15 protein-coding genes are annotated in these 19,409 nt (G+C 66.2%); 13 read left to right on the forward strand and 2 right to left on the reverse strand.

Annotation, left to right across the window (positions count from 1 at the left end; all coding sequences use genetic code 11):
• Nucleotides 1-45 precede the first annotated feature (45 nt).
• From ACWGID_RS00005 to purD, 6 genes are all read left to right on the forward strand, one after another.
• Nucleotides 46-1,998, forward strand: a complete 1,953-nt coding sequence (locus ACWGID_RS00005) for a type I restriction-modification system subunit M (protein ID WP_452192865.1) — start codon at nt 46-48, stop codon at nt 1,996-1,998.
• Nucleotides 1,995-3,290, forward strand: coding sequence for a restriction endonuclease subunit S (locus ACWGID_RS00010; RefSeq protein ID WP_452192866.1), 1,296 nt, complete (start codon nt 1,995-1,997; stop codon nt 3,288-3,290). The genes ACWGID_RS00005 and ACWGID_RS00010 overlap by 4 nt, the downstream gene beginning before the upstream one ends.
• A 38-nt stretch (nt 3,291-3,328) precedes the next feature.
• On the forward strand, nt 3,329-6,412 hold the full coding sequence (locus ACWGID_RS00015; RefSeq protein WP_452192868.1) for a type I restriction endonuclease subunit R: 3,084 nt from the start codon (nt 3,329-3,331) through the stop codon (nt 6,410-6,412).
• The gene (locus ACWGID_RS00020) at nt 6,405-7,958 is read left to right on the forward strand and encodes a protein kinase domain-containing protein (RefSeq protein WP_452192870.1); all 1,554 of its coding nucleotides are present in this window, start codon (nt 6,405-6,407) and stop codon (nt 7,956-7,958) included. Before ACWGID_RS00015 ends, ACWGID_RS00020 begins: the two co-directional genes overlap by 8 nt.
• Nucleotides 7,959-8,147: 189 nt before the next feature.
• Nucleotides 8,148-10,127, forward strand: a complete 1,980-nt coding sequence (locus tag ACWGID_RS00025) for an AIPR family protein (protein WP_452192872.1) — start codon at nt 8,148-8,150, stop codon at nt 10,125-10,127.
• Between the two features lie 83 nt (nt 10,128-10,210).
• Nucleotides 10,211-11,488, forward strand: a complete 1,278-nt coding sequence (purD, locus tag ACWGID_RS00030; RefSeq protein WP_452192874.1) for a phosphoribosylamine--glycine ligase — start codon at nt 10,211-10,213, stop codon at nt 11,486-11,488.
• Between the two features lie 30 nt (nt 11,489-11,518).
• Here purD and ACWGID_RS00035 read toward each other — a convergent pair whose 3' ends face one another.
• Entirely contained in the window at nt 11,519-12,031 is a 513-nt protein-coding gene (locus tag ACWGID_RS00035; protein ID WP_452192876.1) for a TIGR04222 domain-containing membrane protein, read from the reverse strand.
• Nucleotides 12,032-12,104: 73 nt separating this feature from the next.
• Here ACWGID_RS00035 and ACWGID_RS00040 point away from each other — a divergent pair, with 73 nt between their 5' ends.
• Genes ACWGID_RS00040 through purB form a run of 3 tightly spaced genes read left to right on the forward strand, consistent with a single transcriptional unit; the run spans nt 12,105 to nt 14,659 of the window.
• Complete coding sequence (locus tag ACWGID_RS00040) at nt 12,105-12,593, forward strand: SigE family RNA polymerase sigma factor (RefSeq protein WP_452192878.1); 489 nt, start codon at nt 12,105-12,107, stop codon at nt 12,591-12,593.
• Nucleotides 12,586-13,197, forward strand: a complete 612-nt coding sequence (locus ACWGID_RS00045) for a hypothetical protein (protein ID WP_452192880.1) — start codon at nt 12,586-12,588, stop codon at nt 13,195-13,197. The genes ACWGID_RS00040 and ACWGID_RS00045 overlap by 8 nt, the downstream gene beginning before the upstream one ends.
• A gap of 25 nt (nt 13,198-13,222) precedes the next feature.
• A complete protein-coding gene (gene purB / locus ACWGID_RS00050; protein ID WP_452192881.1) occupies nt 13,223-14,659 on the forward strand; it encodes an adenylosuccinate lyase in 1,437 nt (478 codons plus the stop codon).
• A 7-nt stretch (nt 14,660-14,666) separates the two neighbouring features.
• On the opposite strand, the gene ACWGID_RS00055 is transcribed toward purB, so the two are convergent.
• Nucleotides 14,667-15,233 (reverse strand): hypothetical protein, encoded by a 567-nt coding sequence (locus tag ACWGID_RS00055; RefSeq protein ID WP_452192883.1) that lies wholly within the window; start codon nt 15,231-15,233, stop codon nt 14,667-14,669.
• Between the two features lie 93 nt (nt 15,234-15,326).
• Here ACWGID_RS00055 and ACWGID_RS00060 point away from each other — a divergent pair, with 93 nt between their 5' ends.
• From ACWGID_RS00060 to ACWGID_RS00075, 4 genes are all read left to right on the forward strand, one after another.
• Nucleotides 15,327-15,683: a hypothetical protein gene (locus tag ACWGID_RS00060; RefSeq protein WP_452192885.1), complete on the forward strand. Its 357-nt coding sequence runs from the start codon at nt 15,327-15,329 to the stop codon at nt 15,681-15,683.
• Nucleotide 15,684: 1 nt separating this feature from the next.
• On the forward strand, nt 15,685-16,077 hold the full coding sequence (locus ACWGID_RS00065) for a hypothetical protein (protein ID WP_452192887.1): 393 nt from the start codon (nt 15,685-15,687) through the stop codon (nt 16,075-16,077).
• Nucleotides 16,078-16,140: 63 nt separating this feature from the next.
• The gene (locus tag ACWGID_RS00070; protein ID WP_452192889.1) at nt 16,141-17,373 is read left to right on the forward strand and encodes a glycosyltransferase; all 1,233 of its coding nucleotides are present in this window, start codon (nt 16,141-16,143) and stop codon (nt 17,371-17,373) included.
• Nucleotides 17,373-19,409, forward strand: coding sequence for a glycosyltransferase family 39 protein (locus ACWGID_RS00075; RefSeq protein WP_452192891.1), 2,037 nt, complete (start codon nt 17,373-17,375; stop codon nt 19,407-19,409). The genes ACWGID_RS00070 and ACWGID_RS00075 overlap by 1 nt, the downstream gene beginning before the upstream one ends.

A 19,409-nucleotide genomic window follows, 5' to 3' on the forward strand; every position in this document is an offset into this window, starting at 1 on the left:
AGATGAGAAGAGAGAGCTGTGACCTCAGGACCTACACATTCCCAGATGGCGAACCACATCTGGTCCGTCGCCGATCTGCTACGCGGCGACTACAAGCGCCATGAGTATGGGCAGGTCATCCTCCCGTTCACACTGCTGCGTCGTCTGGATGCCGTGATGGACCCGACCCGCGACGCGGTACGGCGGCGGAACAGCCAACTGGACATGCGGAACAAGCAGCGTCTTCTGGAGAACGCTGCGAAGCTGCCGTTCTACAACACTTCGGAGCAGAACTTCGAGTTGATCGTGCAGGATCCTGACGGTGCGCAGGTCCTGAAGAACATGCGCGACTACGTCAACGGCTTCTCCGAGAACGTCGGGCGGATCCTGGCCCGCTTCGATCTGGACAATCAGATCGTCCGGCTGTCGGATGCCAAGCTGCTGTACTCGGTTGTTGGCAGGTTCGCCGGTATGCGCGACTTGGACAAGCTCACGAACCACGACATGGGGTATGTCTATGAGCATCTGATCCGGAGATTCGCCGAAGATTCCAACGAGACAGCCGGTGAGCACTTCACCCCGCGCGAGGTGATCAAGCTGATGGTCAACCTCGTGATCGCGCCGGATGCCGATACCGTCGCCGGCGCCGGTCAGGTGATCAATATCCTCGATCCCGCGTGTGGCACCGGCGGAATGTTGACCGCGGCGGAGGACCACATCAAGTCCATCAACCCGGGGGCCGAGGTATATCTATTCGGGCAGGAGATCAACGGGGAGGCGTGGGCGACCTGTGAGGCCGACATGCTGATGCGGCATCAGCGAGGTCACATCGCGTTCGGCAACTCGTTCTCCGAGGATGGGTATTCGGACCGTAAGTTCGATTATATGATGTCAAACCCCCCGTTCGGGGTGGAGTGGAAGAAGGTCAAGGACTTCGTCGAGGACGAGGCCGAGCTCGGTCACGGCGGCCGGTTCGGTGCGGGCCTGCCGCGGATCAACGACGGGTCGCTCTTGTTCCTGCAGAACATGATCGCCAAGATGGAGCCGGTCGAGGGCAAGGGAGCCCGGCTGGCGATCGTGTTCAACGGCTCACCGCTGTTCACTGGCGCCGCTGGATCCGGCGAGTCGAACATCCGGCAGTGGATCCTCGAGAACGACCTCTTGGAAGGTATCGTCGCATTGCCGGACCAGCTGTTCTACAACACCGGTATCTCGACCTACTTCTGGGTCTTGTCCAATCGCAAGCACCAACGTCTGCAGGGCAAGGTGATCCTGCTCGATGGCCGGGATCAGTGGGAGAAGATGCCCAAGTCCCTGGGGGACAAGCGCAAGCGGATCAGCGACGCGCAGATCGACCACATCACGAAGCTGTACGTCGATGCTGTCCAGGTTGCTGCCGATGTCGATCACCCCGATCACGGCAGGCTGAAGATCTTCCGGACGCGCGACTTCGGCTACCGGCGGATCACCGTCGAGCGCCCGCTTAAGCAACGCTTCGAGATCACCGAGGACACTCTCGATGCGCTGCAGACGTCCAAGAAGCTGGCGAAGTGGGACGGCCTGCACGGGCTGGTTGATGCGCTGCGCGGCTCGGTGGGTTCTGTGTGGTGGAAAAAGAAGGAAGCCGGCAGCGCCCTGCGACCGGTGATCAGGGAGGCTGGAGGGGTATGGCCGGGCACTGCGGCCCTATTGAAGGCTTTCTGGGCCGTTGTAGCGGTTTCGGACCCCGATGGCGAAGTCCAGCGGGACAAGGACGGCAACGTGCTACCGGACCCCGACCTGCGTGACTACGAGAATGTGCCGCTGGATGAGGACGTCGACACCTACCTGGCCCGCGAAGTCACACCGCATGTCCCGGACGCCTGGATCGATCACGAAAAGACTAAGGTCGGGTACGAGATCCCATTCACCCGACACTTCTACGTCTACACCCCGCCACGCCCACTTGCCGAGATCGACTCCGAACTGCGCGAACTGGAGAAGCAGATCCAAAAGCTGCTGGCGGAGGTGGCAGGATGACGCCTCCGCCCGCCTGGAGGCAAACACGCCTCGATCGAGTCGCGTCCGTCAACGCCCGGATCGGCTGGAAGGCGCTGACGGCCAGCGAATATCAGCCTGACGGATACGTATTCCTCGCCACTCCGAATATCAAGTCGGAGTCGATCGACTTCCAGAGCGTCAACTATATTAGTGAAGACAGGTACGAGGAATCACCGGAGCTGAAGCTTCGGTCCGGTGATGTGTTACTCGCCAAGGACGGCAGCACGCTCGGAATTACCAACGTCATCCACAGTCTGCCGAGGCCGGCAACCGTCAACGGGTCGATCGCGGTACTACGCTCGTTCGATGTGGAGCCGCGGTTCCTGAGGTATTCCCTCGAGAGCAGCCCGATCCAAGGCTTGATCGAGGCATTGAAGGGTGGGATGGGTGTACCCCACCTCTTCCAATGGGACATCAAGAGATTGCCACTGTCTCTTCCGTCCCTCGCCGAGCAGCGCCGCATCGCGGACTTCTTAGACGCTGAGACGGCTCAGATCGGGCGTATGGCTTCAGTCCAAGAGAGTGCTCGAAAGGTTCTGAACGAGAGGCGAGAAGCCGCGATTTTCGATGCCGTCACAGGCCGTCCTGTCAGCGAACGGCGCCCATCGAGGCTGGCATGGGTCGACACTCTCCCGGCCCGATGGCAGGACGCCAAGCTGTCTCATGTTGCGCGAATGGGGACTGGCCACACTCCGAGTCGGAACAAGCCAGAATGGTGGGTCGACTGCACGATTCCGTGGGTGACGACGGGTGATGTCGCTCGAATGCGCTCCGATCGGATCGAGGTGCTTGCCGACTCTCGCGAGAAGATCAGCAAAGTTGGTATGCTGAACAGCTCCGCCGAGATACATCCACAGAACACTGTCGTGCTCTGCCGGACGGCGTCCGCCGGATACTCGGCAGTTATGGGGCAAGATATGGCGACCAGTCAGGATTTTGCGACGTGGACCTGTGGGCCGAGGTTGGATCCCTTCTTCCTGCTTTGGTGTCTACGTGCAATGCGCACCGATCTGCTGGATCGACTGGCGATGGGATCGACTCACAAGACAATTTATATGCCGGATCTTCAGGGGCTGCGGATCCCGTTGCCCAATACCGACGAGCAGGCGGCGATTGTTGGTGAGATCAGGAAGAGCAACGCCGCGATCGATGCCGCGAAGGATGCGATCGAGCGCCAGCTCGAGCTACTCTCCGAGCGTCGGCGAGCCTTGATCACCGCGGCGGTGACTGGCCAGTTCGACGTTGCCACGACGCGCGGAGTAGCGGTATGAGTTCTTCGGCTTACGCCGAGCTTCCATTCGAAGAGCGAGTGGAGGAAGAGCTGCTCGCGAACGGCTGGGAGAGGGCGCCTGGGACCTTTGATGATGAGCTGGGCATCGACAAGGCGGAGATGTATCGATTCATCGGGGCGACCCAGGGGGAGAACTGGGACCGGCTGATCGAACTGTACGGCGGCCAGGATGCTGCGCAGCGTCAGTTCGGGCAGCGGGTCGCTGCCGAGCTCGACTCGCGCGGAGTGCTCGACGTTCTGCGCCGTGGCGTTCGCGACAGGGGGGTCCAGATTGACCTGGCCTACTTTCGACCGGGGCACACCCTTGCGGCTGATGCGCTCGCCGGGTACCACAAGAACGTTCTGACGGTTGCTCGGCAGCTCCACTTCAGCACCCGCAGCCCGGAGATGTCGGTCGACATGGCGCTGTTCGTCAACGGGCTGCCGGTCGCGACCGTCGAGCTGAAGAACCCGATCACCGGGCAACGCGCCGATCACGCCATTGCGCAGTACCGGAAGCGAGACCCGAACGAGCTCTTCTTCGCCAAGCGGGCGCTCGTACACTTCGCAGTCGACCCCGACCGGGCCTTCGTTGCCACCCGCTTGACCGGCAACGACACCGAGTTCCTGCCGTTCAACACGGGCTCGAACGGCCCAGGTGTTTCAGGTGCATCAGGTAACCCGCCAGGGCAGGCCGACAGGTATGGTGTGGCCTACCTGTGGGAGGACATCTGGCAGCGCGACAACTGGCTTGAGATCCTGCAGCGCTTCGTCCACATCTCCACGCCGCAGAAGAACGGCGTGAAGGTGAACCCGCACACCACGCCGCGGATCTTCCCGCGCTATCACCAGTGGCATGCGGTGCAGCAGATGGTTGGGCATGCACGGTTCCACGGCGCTGGGCACAACTACTTGATCCAGCATTCGGCGGGCTCCGGCAAGTCGAACACGATCTCGTGGCTCGCACATCGGCTGTCGAGCCTCTTCGACGCCGCGAACAACGTCGTGTTCCACAAGACGATCGTGATCACTGACCGGGTGGTGCTCGATCGGCAGCTGCAGAAGACGATCTACCAGTTCGACCACACACCTGGCGTCGTGAAGAAAATCGACGTCGACTCGGCACAGTTAGCCGCCGCACTCGACGACAGCACGTCGAAGATCATCATCAGCACGCTGCAGATGTATCCATTCGTCCTGCAGAAGATCGGTGACCTGGAGCTCGCCGACCGGCGTTATGCGGTGATCATTGACGAGGCGCATTCGTCTCAAGGCGGCGATGCAGCGATTCGGCTCAAGCAGGCGCTCGGGTCCAACGCTGTCAGGCAGGAGGACGAGGACGATGTCGAATACATGACCCGCGTACGTGGCCGGCAGCCGAACCTCTCGTACTTCGCGTTCACCGCAACTCCGAAGTCGCCGACGCTCAAGCTGTTCGGCACGTTCGACGAGGAGCGGGTGAACCCGCACACCGGGGAACGGGGTATGTACGTACCGTTTCACGTCTATTCGATGCGGCAGGCGATCGAGGAGGGGTTCATCCTCGACGTCCTGGCGAACTACCTAACGTACGAGACCAAGTGGCGGTTGCGCAACGCTGCCATCGAACAGGTCGAGTCGGGGATTTCCAACCCGGAGGTGGACACGAAGAAGGCGAAGGCGAAGCTGGTCCGGTTCGCTGAGCAGCACCCGAAGTCGCTGGAGCAGAAGGCGAGGCTGATCGTCGACGACTTCCGCGACAACATCGCTGGCCGGTTGGGGGGACGGGCGAAGGCCATGATCGTCACCCCCAGCCGTCAGCACGCTGTCGATCTCTCTCAGGCGATCCGCACCTACGTCCGGCTGTGCGGGTTCACCGACTGCGGCACGCTAGTCGCATTCTCCGGGAAGCTCGCCGATGAGACGACCGGGCTGGAGTTCAGCGAGGCACAGCTGAACGGATTCGCCGAGAGCCGGCTGCCGGAGCGGTTTGCCTATACGAAAGCCGACGATCCACACGCCGACGCCCGCGGTCAGGACGAATACCGCCTGCTCGTCGTAGCGGAGAAGTACCAGACCGGCTTCGACCAGCCGCTGTTGTGTGGCATGTACGTCGACAAGCCTCTGACCGGTGTGGCGGCGGTTCAGACGCTCTCGCGTCTCAACCGGATCCATTCGCTGAAGACACAGGATGACGTCCGAATTCTCGACTTCGTCAACGATGCCGCGACGATTCAGGAGGCGTTCGCGGACTGGTTCGAGCGGACGATCACCGAGCCTACCGATCCGAACCTGCTTTACGACAAGCAGCGCGAGGTCATGGACTACGAACTACTCGTCGCCTCGGAGATGGAGGCATTCGTCAGGGTTCTCGCATCGGCCGGACCGGGCCGGATGCCGGACGCGGCGGAACGCAAGCTCCACGCCGAACTGCACAACTACCTGACGCCGGCCATCGAACGGTTCAAGGCCCTCGAAACCGATGACGAACGCGAAGGCTTCCGCGCGGCGCTTCTCGGCTATGTCCGGGCGTACAGCCTGATCGCACAGATCGTCGACTGGGGCGATCGGGACTTGGAACGCCTCTATCAGTACGGGCGGTTGCTGTTGATCCGGCTGCCGGGTCGGCCTTCGGCGGCAGTAGACATCGGCGACGCGGACCTCAGTCATTTCAGGTTGGAGTTCACTGGGCGGCACAATGTGTCGCTGTCGGGGGCGGGGGACCGTGATGTTCGCGGTCATGCTGCCGACGGCAGCAGGTACACCGAGCCGGAGGTGAAACCCCTGTCGGAGGTGATCGACGAGCTCAATGACCGGTTCGGACTCGACCTCGGTACCTCCGACGAGGTTCTGGTTTATCAGCAGGTCGTCAACCTGGTCGAGGACACAGGGATGCAGCAGATCGCGCTGATGAATGACGAAGCGCGATTCGGGCAGGTCGCCGATGACCGGATGGACGACATCGTGGCCGACAACGCCGAGCGCAACACCGACTTCGTGAAGCTGTACTTCGACAACGATGAGTTCCGCAAGGCGATCAAGGAGGCTGCCCGCCAACGCGCCTACAGGATCATCACCGAGCCCGCGCGTGATGAGGCGCTGGCCCGTTTGCGTACCGAGATGAAACGCGAGACCCGTGACTGAGCGGGAACTGTTGGCCGGACGATACCGGCTGGACGGCCTGCTCGGCCGGGGTGGCATGAGCGAAGTCTTCTACGGGTACGACGAGAGACTCGACCGGCGGGTAGCGATCAAGTTGCTGCGGCAGTCGGTCGTAGTTCCCAGCGTGCCGGATAGCCCGGAGGCGGTCGAGATCCGCGATTCCGCCGATCGCGATCGCAAGCGGTTCCTCCGTGAGATCCGCACCACCGCACAGTTGGAACACCCAGGTGTTCCGGCCGTCTACGACACCGGAGTCGAGACAGGGCCTGACGGCAACCCGCGGGTGTGGCTTGTTATGCAGTTGCTGCGTGGTACGACACTGGAGGCCGTTCTCGACGGCACCGACTTCCACGGCGCACTGCCCAGCGTGCCGTGGGTCGCGGCGGTCGTCGCGCAGATAGCCGCCGTGCTGGCCGACGTCCATCGGATCGACGTCGTGCACCGCGACATCAAACCGACCAATTTGATGCTGATCGACGGCGGCCTGGTGAAGGTGCTCGATTTCGGCATTGCGATCCTGCGTGGTTCTGGCGCGTTACCACGCTTGACACAGGTTGATCGAACGGTTGGCACCCCGGCGTACATGTCGCCTGAGCAAGGTCTCGGCCGCGTGGTCACGGCCGCGTCGGACATCTATTCGCTCGGATGCCTGCTGTGCGAGCTGCTGACAGGTGACGTCCCGTTCCATGGCACGGTCGACACGCCGCTGCGGACGCACCACTTGCAGACGCCGCCACCGTCGGCACTGCAGCGCCGGCACGATGTGCCCGACGAGGTCGCGGCGTTGATGACAGCGATGCTTGCGAAGGACGCCTCAGCACGTCCGACAGCGGAGCAGGTGTACGAGACGCTGCTCGAAACCGCACGCCATGGGAGCGGCGACGGTGAGGATGACACACGGGATCCAACTCGCCCGTTTCGTCGACCACTGCTTGCACCGTCCCGGCCGCGTGCTCGAGTGTCTTCCCGAGGCCCGCTGACCGAAGATGATCTCAGGCAGCTGCAGGGCAACGTGGAAGTGCTCCTCGGCAACAATCGGCCGCAGGAAGCGATCCGGCTACTGGAGGGCGGGGTTGAGCGATCGGCAGACGATCCGGCCTTGGCGCTGAGCCTGCGGCATTCGCTGGGCGCGGCGCTGTACTACGCGGGGGAGTACACACGATCGGCCGGCATCCTCGAAGCGGTCGGACGTGACTACAGGAAGTACCTGGCACCCGGGGATCCTGTGGCGCTCGACTGCGCGTACCACGCCGGGCACGCCTATGCCGAGGTCGGGAAGCCCGGCTTGGCCGTTCGCCAGCTGCGGTACTACGTCGAGAACATCGCGCAGGACAGCGCGAACGCCGACGCAGTACTCCAATCGCGATTCGTCATCGCACAGATGCTCGCGGCTGACGATCATCTGGACGAGGCGTTGAGCGAGCTGCTCAGTGTGCGACCGCTCCTGGTGGCCGCGTTCGGCCCCGACTCGACCCATATCCGCAACCTAGACAAGCAGATCGGCCGGCTGAGCCGGCAAGGGGGATAACCAGTGGAAACAAGTTCCCAGGGCAGACGCGACGATGTTCCGCGGCAGGTCCGTCAGGTTGAGCAGGCATTGCGGAGCGTCTACCTGGACACTGGGCTCATCGATGCGAGTGACCTCGAAGGAAAGCCTGCCGAGGAGCGGGAACCGCGGTTGTTGTCGAGGGCATTGACTGCCCAAGCTGTCCGCATCGTGACCGATTTCAGCCCGACGGACGCTGCCTTCACGGTCATCGACGGTCTTGCTGACCAAGGAATCGACGCGATCGCGGTCGTCACCGGTCCGGATCCGCATGTCTACCTTGTCCAGGGCAAGTGGAGCAAGTCCGGCAGGGCCAGCGCTGAGCGTTCGGCTGTGATGGAGCTCGCAACAGGGCTGCGGCTGATCGACGACGAGGACTTCGCACCTTTCAACCCGCGAGGAAGGCAGCTCGCCGAGATCGCCAAGAATGTCATGGCGGCCGGTCCGGTGCCGGTGACGCAGGTGTACGCACTGATGCGCGCGGACGACGTACCCGAGGGTTTCACACATGCTGTGAACACCTGCGAGAAGGAGTTCAACCAGCATGGCGAGATGCTTCGCCATCGCATCATCCTGAGCGCCGAGATGTGGGAATCGGTCCGTTCGGATCTTGCGCCACCGCCGATCGAGCTCGACGTCGAGCTGTCTCCGTGGTTTGCGATCAGCTCTCCGTACGAATCGTACCAAGGTGTCGTCGAGGCGGCGCAGGTCGCCGATTGGGGCGACCACGGCTCGCACCTGTTCAATCTGAACATCCGCAATCCGCTGGGCCGGACGGCGATCAACAACGAGCTCATCGAGACCCTTACCCGTGAGCCGGCGAACTTCTGGTACTTCAACAACGGCGTCACGATTCTCTGCGAATCGGTGGAAAAGACAAGCCAGTCCATGCGGTTTCCCCAGGCGCGACCGCTGGGGCTGACCCTGCGGAACGCCAGCGTCGTCAATGGTGCGCAGACCGTCCGGTCCGTAGCCGAAGCGGTTGCCGCCGACCCCGACGCCGGATCCGCGCAGATTGGCGTGCGCATCATCGTGACCGGCAAGGCATCTGGCTTCGCGAGACAGACGACCCAAGCAACCAACCGCCAGAACCGCGTGGAGGCTCGCGACTTCATCGCTTTGGACTCAATCCAGGCGGTCATCACCGAGGAGATGCGTGCTGAGCTCGGGCTCGACTACAGCGTTCGACGTGGTGAGCTGGAGCCACACCCGGACACCGGCTGCTCCGTCGTCGAGGCAGCGTCTGCGCTGGCCTGCGTTCACCGGGACAGCCAGTATGCCGCGCGGATCGCGACCACTCTCGACGTGATGTGGGAGCGAGGATCGCAGGGCATCTACGACGTCCTCTTCAGGCCCCGGCCGAGTGTGTACTTGCTTTGGCACGCCGTCCAAGTACTCCGGGCCGTCCGGCTGTGTCTGCACGATGTGCGTCGGCAGTATGAGGGGCGCGGGGCAGCACTGCTTGAGCACGGCGGATATCTGCTCACGCACCTGGTGTTCCGCCGCCTTGACACCGAAGCCATCGGCGAGCCGGATCCGAACGGAGAGTGGGTGATCAAGGCGGTCGAACAAGTTCCGGAGCTCGTCGCCGAGCTGGTGCCCGCGGTGGCCGCCGCGATCGATGATCTGTATACCGAGCGCTCCCAGATCAGGGTCGTGTGCTCGGACGTCGCTCGCTGCCGCGAGGTCTCCGAACGCGTGCTCGGCGGGGCCTCCGGGGCGGCGGACGCTCCGATTCCGGACAAGTATCGTCGCGTTCCAGGACGGCGTAAGCCGCGGCGCCCGAACGCCGTCACGGTTCTCATCGACCGAGCCGTTCTGGCCGAGGGCGAGGTGCTGACACTGACCTCCGCCTACCCGGTGGAGACTGAGGCACTGAGCGAGTGGCTCGCGGCGGATCCGCAGCGTGCTCGCGCAACATGGGTCCCTCATCGCACGAAACCGATTCTCTGGGCTGCCGACGGCAAGCAGTACTCGCCGTCGGGCCTGATCGCGCATATGTGGGAGCTGGCCAACTGGAAGGAGCGTCCCGTCGCCAACCAGGGAACCGCGCGGTGGATGACAAGGTCGGGCGAGTCCCTTGCCGATATGGCGTGGCGGGTTCTACGAGAGCTTGAGGCCTCGGACGAAGACACGGAGGAGGCGCCCTGACCAAGCGACGAAGGCAGCGGGCGCACGGCGGATCGCGGTCCTCCGGCGAGTTGAGCCGTGGAAGCACGCTAGGCTGAGCGCCCGTGAAGGTTTTGGTGATCGGGTCGGGTGGCCGCGAGCATGCTCTGGTCTGGGCGCTGGCCCAGGACGCGGAGGTCGAACAAGTGGTGGCGGCCCCGGGGAACCCGGGCATCGCCGTGTTGCGTCCGGCGTACGACGGGCAAACGATCGTTTGCCGGCCCGTGGACATGGCCGACCACGATGCCGTCGTCGCGCTGGCGCGTGAGCTGGAGGTCGACCTGGTCGTCGTCGGGCCCGAGGCGCCGCTGGTGGCCGGCCTGGCCGACCCGTTGCGGGACGCCGGGATCGCGGTGTTCGGACCGTCTCGCGAAGCCGCGCAGATCGAGGGATCGAAGGCGTTCGCGAAGGACGTGATGGCCACGGCGAGTGTGCCGACCGGCCGCGCGTACGTGTGTACGACGCCCGAGGAGGCCGCGACCGCGATCGACGCGTTCGGCCCGCCGTACGTCGTGAAGGACGACGGGCTCGCCGCGGGTAAGGGCGTCGTGGTCACGTCGGACCGCGAGGCCGCGCTGGCGCACGCGGGCGACTGCGAGCAGGTGCTGATCGAGGAGTTCCTCGACGGCCCCGAGGTCTCGCTGTTCGCGATCACCGACGGCACCACTGTCCTGCCGATGCAGCCGGCGCAGGACTTCAAGCGGCTCGGCGACAACGACGAGGGCCCGAACACCGGCGGCATGGGCGCGTACACGCCGTTGCCATGGGCACCGGACGACCTGGTCGCGGAGATCACCGAGAAGGTCCTGCAGCCGACGATCGACGAGCTCCGCCACCGCGGTACGCCGTTCAGCGGCCTGCTGTACGCCGGCCTCGCGCTGACCTCGCGCGGTGTCCGGGTGATCGAGTTCAACTGCCGCTTCGGGGACCCGGAGACGCAGGCGCTGCTGCCGATGCTGAAGACCCCGCTCGGTGGCCTGCTGTACGCCGCCGCGACGGGCAAGCTCGGCGACCACGGGGACCTGAGCTGGCGGAACGCCTCCTCGGTCGCGGTCGTGGTGGCGGCGAAGAAGTACCCGTCGAGCCCCCGCAAGGGCGACCAGATCGCCGGCATCGACCAGGCCGAGAACGACGACGTCCGGGTCTTCCACGCGGGTACGGCGCTCGACGGGGAGGAGCTCGTCACCGCGGGCGGACGTGTCCTCGCGGTCAGCGCCGTCGGCAAGGATCTCGCCGAGGCGCGGCAGCGTGCATACGCCGCCGTCGGTCAGATCCGGATCAAGGGCTCGCAGCACCGCACCGACATCGCGCTCAAGGCCGAGCGCGGCGAGATCACGGTCTGAGTCGGCCCAGTCTGAGCCAGCCCGTCTGAGTCAGCCCGCGGTCCAGGTGCCGGGCGACGGGCCGATCGTCCCGTCGATGGTGTTGTCGCGGACCGGGAGCATCGGGTCGATCTTCGGCATCCCCGGCAGCGGGTGCGCCAGCATGTCCCGCAGTTCCTGGTCCTCGATCGCCGGTACGCCGAGCACGGCAACCCGCCGTACCCCGGTGCCAGGGTGCTCACGCAGCTCGCGGTAGGTCTTGCTGAACCACCGCAGCCCCCGGAGCTGCCCCTTCGCGCGGACGTCCTTCTCCAGCGCCGTCACGGCCGGAGACGCTGCCACCGCCGCGAGGAATTCGCTCACTCCGATGCCGCTGTCCGGGACGAGATCGAGCGCGGCCGCCTCGACGGGGTACGCCGATTCGACCCGCGCGACCCTGATCCGCTGCCGCTTGTACGCGACCTCGAGCTGCTCGCCGGCCGCGAGCGTGACGAGGACGACCACCGCGGCGCGTTCGCTACCGCCCACCAACCACGCGATCTCGTACGTCGTGAGCTTGTCCATGTACTCAGAGTGACGTTGGATAGGGTCACGCATTCGATGGAACCGGATCGAGAGGTCGGGGGTGTAGGCAGGTATGGAGACGGAGGGGCTGCGGGAGTTCTACCGCGCTCATCAGCCACGGCTGGTGGGCGTGATCTCGCTGCTGACCGGGTCGCGCGCCGAGGCCGAGGACATCGTCCAGGAGGCGTTCGTGCGGTTGGTGCCCCGCTGGGAGAAGGTGTCGCGGTACGACTCACCCGAGGCCTGGGTGCGGCTGGTCGCGATGCGGCTCGCTGCGAACAAGCACCGGGACGGCAACCGGTTCAGCCAGTTGTTCCACCGGCTGCCGACCGAGCACGTCCCGGACCATGCCGACGGGTATTCGGGTGACCTCGAGCGGGCTCTCGCCGGCCTGCCGATGCCGACCCGGCAGGTCGTCGTCCTCCATTACGTCTGTGACCTGAGCGTGGCTCAGGTGGCCGACACCCTCGGGATCGCGGAAGGCACGGTCAAGTCGCGCCTGTCCCGCGCCCGGGACGCCCTGTCCGATTCATTGCTGTTGAGGAGTGACGACCATGCCTGATCTGCAGGAGGACCTGCAGGCGGTGGCCGACCGCCGCGCCGCCGAGTCCACCGGTGACTTCGACTCCGTCCTGACCACGGCGCGTTCCCGCAAGCGCCGCAAGACCGCCGGTCTGTCCGTGCTCGGCGCGGCCCTGGTGGTCGGCGCCGTCGCGATCGTCCCCACGCTCCGGCCGGCGCACGACACCGCGCCGGTGGCCGGCAGCCCCGTACCGACGAACGCGGTCGCGCCGCCCGAGGTCGAGGTGCAGCCGACCGCGCAGGTGCTGCCGAAGGCCAAGCCGCTGGCGCTGACGTCCACGGTGACGAAGGCCGGCGCCCAGTTCGTGGCCTCGTTCCCGGACAAGGCGGTCCGCTCGGCGACGTTCTCGATGTCGCTCGCGTCCTCGCCGAACGCGCCGCTGTACACGCTGGTCGCGAAGATCCCGGGCGACCCGACCACGCCGTACGCGATCCGGCTGACCGGTGAGATGGGCGTCGCGCTCCCGCAGTACACGGGCGCCGGTCCGTACACGCTGGCCGTGCCGAAGGGTATTCCGGCCGGGTCGTACGAGGTGTGCACGCTGTCCGGTGCCCGCCTGTGCGGTCTGGTGACCGTCAAGTAGTCCTCCGCTGTGCCCGTCTGGGAGAATGGGGTTCGTGACCAAACCCCGGATCCCGAACGTTCTCGCCGCGCGCTACGCCAGTGTCTCGATGGCGGAGCTCTGGTCACCGGAGCACAAGATCGTGCTCGAGCGGAAGCTCTGGGTCGCGGTCCTGAGGGCCCAGCAGCAGCTCGGGGTCGCGGTTCCGGACGGGGTCGTCGAGGACTACGAGCGGGTGATCGACCAGGTCGACCTGGGCTCGATCGCCGCCCGCGAGCGGGTCACGCGGCATGACGTGAAGGCGCGGATCGAGGAGTTCAGCGAGCTCGCGGGCCACGAGCACATCCACAAGGGGATGACGTCTCGGGACCTGACCGAGAACGTCGAGCAGCTGCAGATCCGCGCCGGGCTCGAGCTGGTCCGGGACCGTGCGGTGGCAACCGCCGTACGGCTCGGGCAGCTCGCCGCCGATCACGCGGCGCTGGTGCTGACCGGGCGTTCGCACAACGTGGCCGCGCAGGCGACCACGCTGGGCAAGCGGTTCGCGTCGGCGGCCGACGAGCTGCTGGTCGCGGTCGCCCGGCTCGAGGAGCTCATCGAGCGCTACCCGCTGCGCGGCATCAAGGGCCCGGTGGGTACGTCGCAGGACATGCTCGACCTGTTCGGTGGCGACGCGGAGAAGCTCGCCACGCTGGAGACGACGATCGCCCAGCACCTCGGCTTCAACAACGCGCTGACCAGCGTCGGCCAGGTCTATCCGCGGTCCCTCGACTACGAGGTCGTGTCCGCGCTGGTGCAGCTGGCCGCCGGGCCGTCGAGCCTGGCGACGACGATCCGGTTGATGGCCGGGCACGAGCTGGTCACCGAAGGGTTCAAGGAGGGCCAGGTCGGGTCCTCGGCGATGCCGCACAAGATGAACACCCGCTCCTGCGAGCGCGTCAACGGTCTCGCGGTGATTCTGCGCGGGTACGCGTCGATGGCGGGCGAGCTGGCCGGCAACCAGTGGAACGAGGGCGACGTCTTCTGCTCCGTCGTACGGCGGGTCGCGCTGCCGGACGCGTTCTTCGCGCTGGACGGACTGTTCGAGACCTTCCTGACCGTGCTGGACGAGTTCGGGGTGTACCCGGCGGTGGTTGCGCGGGAGCTCGAGCGGTACCTGCCGTTCCTGACCACCACCAAGGTGCTGATGGCCGCGGTGAAGAACGGTGTCGGCCGCGAGACCGCGCACGAGGTGATCAAGGAGCACGCGGTCGCCACCGCACTCGACCTGCGCAAGGGACTCGCCGCGAACGACCTGTTCCATCGCCTCGGCACCGACGGCCGCCTCGGCCTCACCGAGGAGCAGATCGTCGGCATCGTCGGCGAACCACTGTCCTTCACCGGCGCGGCCGTCGCCCAGGTCGGCACCGTCGTCGCCCAGATCGACGAACTCGCCAAGCGCCACCCGGAAGCAGCCGCCTACAGCCCGGGCGACATTCTCTGATCGTTCGTCAGCGGCCGTGCCCGGCCTGCCGCTGGTCCCCGGCGCGAGTCCCTGTGTGCTGGACGGCGCCCTGATCGCCGAGCGGTGACCTGGTGCCCGCCGGCGGTTGGGCGTCGAGGAAACGAGCCGGCTGCTGGACCTGCTGCACGCTCCGGACCGTCTCGGCGACCATGGCCGCGGTGTGCTGCCACGCGGCCCTGAGCTCGGCGGGGTCCGTGGACGGCGGCTCGGTCATCGGCCTCCATTCGGAGTCCCCGGGGCCGTAGCGATCGTGCCCGCCGGTGCTCGGGTTGGGCACGATCGTCTGACTCGACCGGTATCCGATGTAGTTCCCGAGGTCGACCGCCGGGTGTCCCTGGTTGGCCAGCTGGATCAGACCGTTCCGGTCGTCGTCGTCCATCCACTGCCAATCGGCCGTCAACTGGGCGACGACCGCGGCCTGGCGGTCGATCGGGTCCGGTAGCCGCTCGGGCGAGGCGAAGCGGAGCCGGGACTGGGCGGCCTGGGCGCGCTCGAACGCCTCCGGGTACGACCGCCGCATCAGGTCCTCGAAGACTTCCTTGCTCGGAGCCACCAGCCACCTCCAGATCGTTCCCGGCAGTTTCGCAAAAGGTGAGGTCATGCCCCGTCTGTCGGCGGTTCCGGCCGAGGTGACATCCTCTAACCCGTGTTCGTACCGCTCACGTGGTTTCTGGTCGCGCTGTCGCTGGCTGCGATGGTGTACGCCGTTGTGCTGGCGGCGCGGAACAAGCGGATCGACTGGACCGTGCTCGGGGCGCTGGGCGTCATCGAGCTCGGGTTGATCGCGCAGCTCGTCGTCGGGATCGTGCAACTGGCCGGGACCGACCGGGACGTGTCGGGGCCGTTCTTCGTCGGCTACCTGATTGGCTCGCTGATCATCCTGCCGATCGGGGCGTTCTGGGCGCTGGCGGAGAGCAGCCGGTGGGGTGCGGGCGCACTGGCGGTCGCGTGCCTGGTGATCCCGATCCTCGAGCTGCGGCTGCACGACCTGTGGGCGGTCTGAGATGACCGACCCGTCGGCCACGAAGCACGGCCCCGGGCGAATCCTGATCGCGGTGTACGGCGTGTTCGCGCTGGCCGCGACCGCGCGCGCCGGCGTACAGATCGCGACCAAGTTCCACGATGCGCCGATCGCGTACCTGCTGTCGGCGGTTGCCGCGGTCATCTATATCGCCGCGACGGTCGCGCTGGCGAAGGCGACCGCGGTGTCCCGGAAGGTGGCCACGATCGCGATCGCGATCGAGCTGACCGGCGTGCTCGCGATCGGCGCGTTCAGCTACGCCGTACCGGACGACTTCCCCGACGCGACCGTCTGGTCGCACTTCGGCCAGGGCTACGGCTTCGTACCGGTCGTGCTCCCCGTGCTCGGGTTGCTCTGGCTCCGTCGCACCCGGTAACTGCCAGGAAACTGCCAGCCACGCGCAGGGACTGGCTCAGGTTCACCGGACAGCATCGGTGGCATGGAGATTCCAGGTCAGCCTCGGGTCGAGATCGTCGTACCCGTCAAGAACGAGGAGAACGACCTCGGCCCGAACATCCGGCGGCTCCGTGAGTTCCTCGACACCGCCTTCCCGTTCTCGGCCGAGGTCTGCATCGCGGACAACGGAAGTACGGACGCGACCTATGAGATCGGCATGCTGCTCGCGAGCGAGCTGCCCGGGGTCCGGATCGTCCGGCTCGAGCAGTCCGGGCGCGGCCGCGCGCTGAAGCAGGTCTGGTCCGCCAGCACCGCCGAGGTGCAGGCCTATATGGACGTCGACCTGTCCACCAACCTGAACGCTCTGCTCCCACTCGTGGCGCCGCTGCTGGCAGGGCACAGTGACGTTGCCATCGGCACTCGGTTGGCGAAGGGCTCCCGGGTGGTTCGGCGGCCGAAGCGGGAGTTCATCTCGCGCTCGTACAACCTGTTGCTGCGGGCAACGCTGAGCGCGCACTTCTCGGACGCGCAGTGCGGGTTCAAGGCGATCCGCGCGGACGTGGCGCGGGAGCTGCTGACGCTGGTGCAGGACACCAGTTGGTTCTTCGACACCGAGCTGCTGGTGCTGGCCGAGAAGGCCGGGCTGCGGATCCACGAAGTACCGGTGGACTGGGTCGACGACCTGGACTCGCGGGTCGCGATCGCGAAGACGGTCGGCGAGGATCTGCGGGGGATCGCTCGACTGACACGCGATCTCGGTCGCGGTCGGGTCGACCTGGAGCCGATCCGGCAGAAGTACGGCCGGCCGCGGATTCTCGATCCGCGGACCGCGATGGCCGCGCGGGTGCTCCGGTTCTGCGCGATCGGTGTGCTGAGCACAGCGGCGTACGCGCTGCTCTATCTCGTGCTGCGCCAGGGCATGCCGGCGCAGGTGGCGAACCTGCTGGCGCTGCTGATCACCGCGGTCGGCAACACCACGCTGAACCGGCGGATCACGTTCGGAGTGACCGGCGTCGAGGGCCGTTGGCGGCATCAGCTGCGCGGGCTGGTCGCGTTCGGCATCGGCTGGAGCCTGACCGCGGCGTCGCTCTGGCTGTTGCACACCGCGGTCTCCGCACCGCACCAGGCGGTGGAGATCACCGTCCTGACCCTCGCGAACCTGGCCGCCACGGTGGTCCGCTTCAGCCTCTTCCAAACCTGGGTCTTCGACGACGACGCACCCACCCTGCCTGCCTTCGAGCCGCCCGCGGTTCTCGACCAGACCCGGAGTAATTGATGACGACGCTGTCTGATTCTGTCGAGGCCACCCGGCCGCGCTCGATCACCACGCAGTACACGCTGGGCAGGGACAAGATCCTGTACGGCGGCCTGCTCGCGCTGACCGCGATCGCGTACCTGTGGGGCCTGTCGAAGAACGGCTACGCCAACGAGTACTACGCCGCGGCGGTGCAGGCCGGGTCGTCGAGCTGGAAGGCCTGGTTCTTCGGCTCGTTCGACTCGTCGAGCTTCATCACCGTGGACAAGACCCCCGGCTCGCTGTGGGTGATGGGCCTGTCCGGGCGGATCTTCGGGTTCAACAGCTGGAGCATGCTGGTGCCCGAGGCGTTGATGGGTGTCGCGAGCGTCGGCTTCGTGTACGCGTCGGTCCGGCGCTGGTTCTCCGCGAACGCCGGTCTGCTGGCCGGCGCGGTGCTCGCGCTGACGCCGGTCGCCGTACTGATATTCCGGTTCAACAACCCGGACGCGCTGCTGATGCTGCTGCTCTGCGTCGGTGCGTGGGCTGTGACGCGGGCGATCGACTCGGTCAAGCACTCGGCGCGCTGGATGATCCTGGCCGGTGCGATGGTCGGGTTCGGGTTCCTGACGAAGATGCTGCAGGCGTTCCTGGTGCTGCCGGCGTTCGGGATCGCGTACCTGGTGGCTGGTAAGCCGGCCCTCGGCAAGCGGATCGTGGACCTGGTGCTGGCGACCGTCTCGCTGATCGTGAGCGCCGGCTGGTGGGTCGCGATCGTGGAGCTGCTGCCGGCGTCGGCGCGGCCGTACATCGGTGGGTCGTCGACGAACAGCATCCTCGAGCTGACGCTCGGATACAACGGTCTCGGGCGGTTGAGCGGTAACGAGACCGGGTCCGTCGGCGGCGGGGTCGGCAACCCCGGATGGGGTGGCGCGACCGGTCTGCGGCGGCTGTTCGGTGGTGAGTTCGGGTCGCAGATCTCGTGGCTGATGCCGGCCGCACTGCTCTCGACCGTCGTTCTGGTCGTCGCTGCAGGCAAGGCGCCGCGGACGAACAAGACCCGGGCGTTCGCGCTGCTGTGGGGTGGCTGGCTGGTCGTCACCGGACTGGTCTTCAGCTACATGCAGGGCATCATCCACCCGTACTACATGATCGCTCTGGCGCCGGCGTTCGGTGCGGTGATCGGTGGGGCGATGTCGATCCTGTGGCGGCGCCGCGCGGAGTGGTTGCCGCGCGCAACTCTCGCGGGTGGCGCGCTGCTCACGGCCGGGTGGAGTTTCGCCCTGCTGAACCAGACGCCGACCTGGCAGCCGTGGCTGCGCTGGGTGGTGCTGATCACCGGCATCCTGGCGGCCGGCCTGGTCATGCTGCTTCCGGAGCTGAAGCTGCATCGCACGGCCGCCCGTCGTGGGGGTCTGATCGCCGCCACGGTCCTCGCGTTCAGCGCGCTGGCCGGACCAGCGGCGTACTCGATCGACACGATCAGCACGGCGCACGCCGGCGCGATTCCGACGGCCGGACCGGGCGGTATGGGCGGCTTCGGCGGTATGGGCGGTGGCCGTGGCGGCCGGATGGGCATGCCGCCGGGCCAGACCGGCACTGGTACGACGCAGCCGGGCACGGGCACGACGCAGCCGGGAACTGGTACTGGTACGACGCAAGGTGGTGCTCGTGGTGGCGGGATGGCCGGCGGTGGGTTCCTCGGTGGTGGTGGGACCAGCAGCGTCTCCAGCGAGCTGGTGACACTGCTGCAGCAGGGGGCGAAGGGATACACCTGGGCCGCCGCGGCAGTGACCGCGAACGGGGCCGCGCCGCTGCAGATCGCGTCCGGCGAGCCGATCATGGCGATCGGCGGGTTCAACGGCACCGACCCGGCGCCGTCGCTGGCCGAGTTCAAGGAGCTGGTTGCGCAGGGCAAGATCCACTACTTCGTCGGTGGCGGCGGGATGGGTGGCGGGTTCGGCGGCCGGGACAGCGGGACCTCGAGCGAGATCTCCACCTGGGTCAGCGAGAACTTCACCGCGCAGACCGTTGGCAGCACCACCATTTACGACCTCTCCACCGGAAAGGGAGCATGA

The organism is Kribbella sp. NPDC054772, assembly GCF_053611945.1.

Excerpts from the sequence above, each read along its gene's own strand:
- purB (WP_452192881.1), top strand. The coding sequence starts at position 13,223 with ATGGGGTTCGTGACCAAACCCCGGATCCCGAACGTTCTCGCCGCGCGC.
- ACWGID_RS00010 (WP_452192866.1), top strand. The coding sequence starts at position 1,995 with ATGACGCCTCCGCCCGCCTGGAGGCAAACACGCCTCGATCGAGTCGCG.
- ACWGID_RS00005 (WP_452192865.1), top strand. The coding sequence starts at position 46 with ATGGCGAACCACATCTGGTCCGTCGCCGATCTGCTACGCGGCGACTAC.
- ACWGID_RS00065 (WP_452192887.1), top strand. The coding sequence starts at position 15,685 with ATGACCGACCCGTCGGCCACGAAGCACGGCCCCGGGCGAATCCTGATC.
- ACWGID_RS00045 (WP_452192880.1), top strand. The coding sequence starts at position 12,586 with ATGCCTGATCTGCAGGAGGACCTGCAGGCGGTGGCCGACCGCCGCGCC.
- ACWGID_RS00075 (WP_452192891.1), top strand. The coding sequence starts at position 17,373 with ATGACGACGCTGTCTGATTCTGTCGAGGCCACCCGGCCGCGCTCGATC.
- ACWGID_RS00070 (WP_452192889.1), top strand. The coding sequence starts at position 16,141 with ATGGAGATTCCAGGTCAGCCTCGGGTCGAGATCGTCGTACCCGTCAAG.
- ACWGID_RS00040 (WP_452192878.1), top strand. The coding sequence starts at position 12,105 with ATGGAGACGGAGGGGCTGCGGGAGTTCTACCGCGCTCATCAGCCACGG.
- ACWGID_RS00035 (WP_452192876.1), bottom strand. The coding sequence starts at position 12,031 with ATGGACAAGCTCACGACGTACGAGATCGCGTGGTTGGTGGGCGGTAGC.